Source organism: Blautia sp. MB18-30 (genome assembly GCF_023669475.1).
Classification (GTDB): Bacteria; Bacillota; Clostridia; order Lachnospirales; family Lachnospiraceae; genus Blautia_A; species Blautia_A fusiformis.
The window spans coordinates 1-3034 of the sequence record NZ_JAMOYY010000074.1 but is presented as its reverse complement, the minus strand read 5'-3'; the positions used below and the strand labels follow the sequence as shown (position 1 = coordinate 3034).

Sequence of the window (3034 nt, the reverse complement as noted above, 5' to 3'; positions counted from 1 at the left end):
TTGTAGTAAAGATATCTGTATCGGGCTTGTTATCTTTTTATTATTTAATAAATAAAGTCACACCGCCAAAGTTTTTCCCTCAAGCTTTTTTAACAACTGCTCCATTGTTAAATTCAACACCGGATGCCGAAGATACGGTGCGATCTCCACCATAGGCTTCAAAACAAAATCCCTGTTTTCCATATCAATATGAGGCACATGTAGTTCCACTGTATCAATGATCTCATTATCGTAAAACAGAATATCCAGATCCAGTGTCCTTGGTCCCCAGTGAATGATCCTTTTCCGGTCCGCAGCCTGTTCCAGCACATGCAGCCTGTCAAGAAGCTCCTCCGGAGAAAGCAGCGTCCGAACTCTTAAGGCTCCGTTGAGAAACTCATCCTGCTCCACATCCCCGTAAGGCTCCGTTACAAGATACTCTGAAACCTTTTCAACAACAATCTCTTTCATATCCCGAAGACCCTGGATCGCATTGTCCAGGTATTTCTTCTTATCCCCCATATTGGAACCAAAAGCAATATAAGCCGTATGCCAGCCTCGGGTAATTTCCACAGCAACGGTTTTCAGCGGAAGGCCTACCGGAGCCCAGGGCTTTTCAATACGGAGGGTGATCTCTTTAAGAAGAGGGAGAGAAAGCAGCAGCGTCTCTGCCAGATTCTCCACAGCAGCCTCCAGAAGTTTATAAGTATTTTTCTGAAGAAAATCGGTGATCATATGACTGACTTCTCCATAATTGATGGAAGCAGAAAGATCATCTGTCAGCCCTGCCGGACGTGTTTCTGTATACATAACAGCAGAAACAACAAATTTCTGTCCGAGAGCTGTTTCTTCCGGAAACACACCATGGTTTGCAAAAATCTCAAGATCTCTGATTTCGATTTTATCCATCAGTTCCTCCTAACGTCCCAGAATAGCTTCTGTCATCTGGATGACGCGTTTATTTTCTTTGATGTCATGAACACGGACAAATGCACAACCCTTCATAACACCGATCACCGATGTGGCAAGAGTTCCCTCTACACGCTGATCTACAGGAAGATCAAGGGCAAGTCCGATCATGGATTTTCTGGAGGTACCAAGAAGCACCGGATATCCCAGCTTCCGGAAAAGCTCCAGATTATCCATGGTCATTAGGTTCATCTCATATGTTTTACCAAATCCGACACCAGGATCAAGGATGATCTTATCATCAGCAATACCGGCACGTTTGGCAATATTGACACATTCCTGGGTTTCTGCCAGCATATCCACAATAAAATTATTGTATTCAGTATTATCTTTGTTATGCATCAGACAGCAGGGAGCATGATATCTGGCAATGACAGGAGCCATTTCAGGATCATATTTCAGTCCCCAGATGTCATTGATAAGATCTGCTCCGTGTTTCAGGGCTTCTTCCGCAACACATCCCTTATAGGTATCTACAGAGATGGGGATATCAAAACGCCCTTTTACTGCTTCGATAACAGGAAGAATACGCTCGATCTCCTCCTGTGCGCCAACCGGTGTATGTCCCGGACGTGTGGATTCCCCACCGATATCAAGAATATCAGCACCTTCGGCGATCATAGCTTCTGTATGTTTCAGGGCATGATCCATATCGTTCCATTTTCCGCCATCTGAGAAAGAATCCGGTGTGACATTTAGGATACCCATAATATATGTTTTGTTTTTTACATCAAACTCACGATTTCCGATTTTCATGGAAAAACCTCCTAATATTGGATCGTCATATTTTTTTTGGCAGGAGACCAGTAACATTCCGGCTCTGCTTTACAGGAAAAACAGTTTCTGGAGCTTTTGTCCGCAGTATAGAGCAGTTTTCCAAGAACTGTCGGATCCGTCTGAGCTCTGTGACCACGTATTGCCGCAATGATCGCTTCCATTTCTTCCATAGAAAATCCAAGCTCGTTTAAGATCTGTCCTGCGATAGCAGCACCGGCCTCATCATGAGGAGTGCCATCTTCATACTGTCTGGCCCGTCCGATATCGTGAAGAAGGGCAGTACAGTAGATCAGTTCCTTTGAAACAGGAGCATTTTCCTCAAGTGCCCGGATATAGGCAAGGCGTGCCACATCCAAAAAATGCTCCGGTGTATGTCTGCAGAATTCACGGTCAGTCTCCAGAAGCTGAAGCTTATTAAGCTCATTCTGATAGAGCGGATGATTCCAGATCTGATTCACTCTGTCCATCAGTCCTTGACCATAGCAAGGAACTGTTTCTGAAGCTCCATATTTTCTTTAAATTCACCTCTGGTAACAGTCGTAACCGTTTTGCTTCCCGGCTTTTTGATCCCACGCATGGTCATGCAGGTATGCTCCGCTTCCAGCATAACCATGATTCCCTTTGGAGCGAGAACACGTTCCAGCGCATCTGCGATCTGCACAGTCAGACGTTCCTGGATCTGCGGTCTTCTTGCATACACATCAACGGTACGGGCCAGCTTGCTTAAGCCGGTAACCTTGCCATTTGGGATATATGCGATATGAGCTTTACCGTAAAAAGGCATAAGATGATGTTCGCACATGGAATAAAAGGTAATATCCTTTTCCAGAACCATTTCATTGTTCTCTACATGAAACTGTTTCTGAAGATGTTCATCCGCTTCATTATCAAGTCCGCCATAAATTTCCTCGCACATGCGGGCGATACGTTCAGGAGTTCCCTGCAGTCCCTCTCTGTTTACATCCTCGCCGATTCCCTCGAGAAGAAGCTTGATCGCCTCTTCAACTTTTGCTTTGTCTACCATAAATAACAACCTCCATTTGTTAAAAAAATCACGTTTTTCGGAGACTGTCTCTTTTATTTTTGCGCATAAAAAAAGATATCTCCAATTGTAATAGAACGTATGTCGAAAAAGCCCTACACAATATGAGATATTCTCTTATATTGCTGCAACGGGTGCGGATTTCATACCGTAAGACGTACTTTTCGTTCTGGCGACAACTCCCCATTCGCCAAACACTTGACGCATAAAATCCTATTTTGCATATCATTCATTTCACGGACAAGTATACCATATACTGATATAAGA

At 44.0% G+C, this 3034-nt stretch carries 4 protein-coding genes and 1 riboswitch; all 4 genes read right to left on the bottom strand.

The window, feature by feature from the left end:
• Positions 1-57 precede the first annotated feature (57 nt).
• The 4 genes from folK to folE are packed head-to-tail and all read right to left on the bottom strand — an operon-like array spanning position 58 to position 2749.
• Positions 58-888, bottom strand: a complete 831-nt coding sequence (gene folK / locus NCY57_RS16430; protein ID WP_173739957.1) for a 2-amino-4-hydroxy-6-hydroxymethyldihydropteridine diphosphokinase — start codon at positions 886-888, stop codon at positions 58-60.
• A gap of 9 nt (positions 889-897) precedes the next feature.
• On the bottom strand, positions 898-1704 hold the full coding sequence (gene folP / locus NCY57_RS16425) for a dihydropteroate synthase (protein ID WP_021651471.1): 807 nt from the start codon (positions 1702-1704) through the stop codon (positions 898-900).
• Positions 1705-1715: 11 nt separating this feature from the next.
• On the bottom strand, positions 1716-2192 hold the full coding sequence (locus NCY57_RS16420; RefSeq protein ID WP_021651470.1) for an HD domain-containing protein: 477 nt from the start codon (positions 2190-2192) through the stop codon (positions 1716-1718).
• Entirely contained in the window at positions 2192-2749 is a 558-nt protein-coding gene (folE, locus tag NCY57_RS16415; protein ID WP_015524935.1) for a GTP cyclohydrolase I FolE, read from the bottom strand. The genes NCY57_RS16420 and folE overlap by 1 nt, the downstream gene beginning before the upstream one ends.
• A gap of 144 nt (positions 2750-2893) precedes the next feature.
• Positions 2894-2990, bottom strand: a riboswitch (THF riboswitch).
• Between the last annotated feature and the right edge of the window lie 44 nt (positions 2991-3034).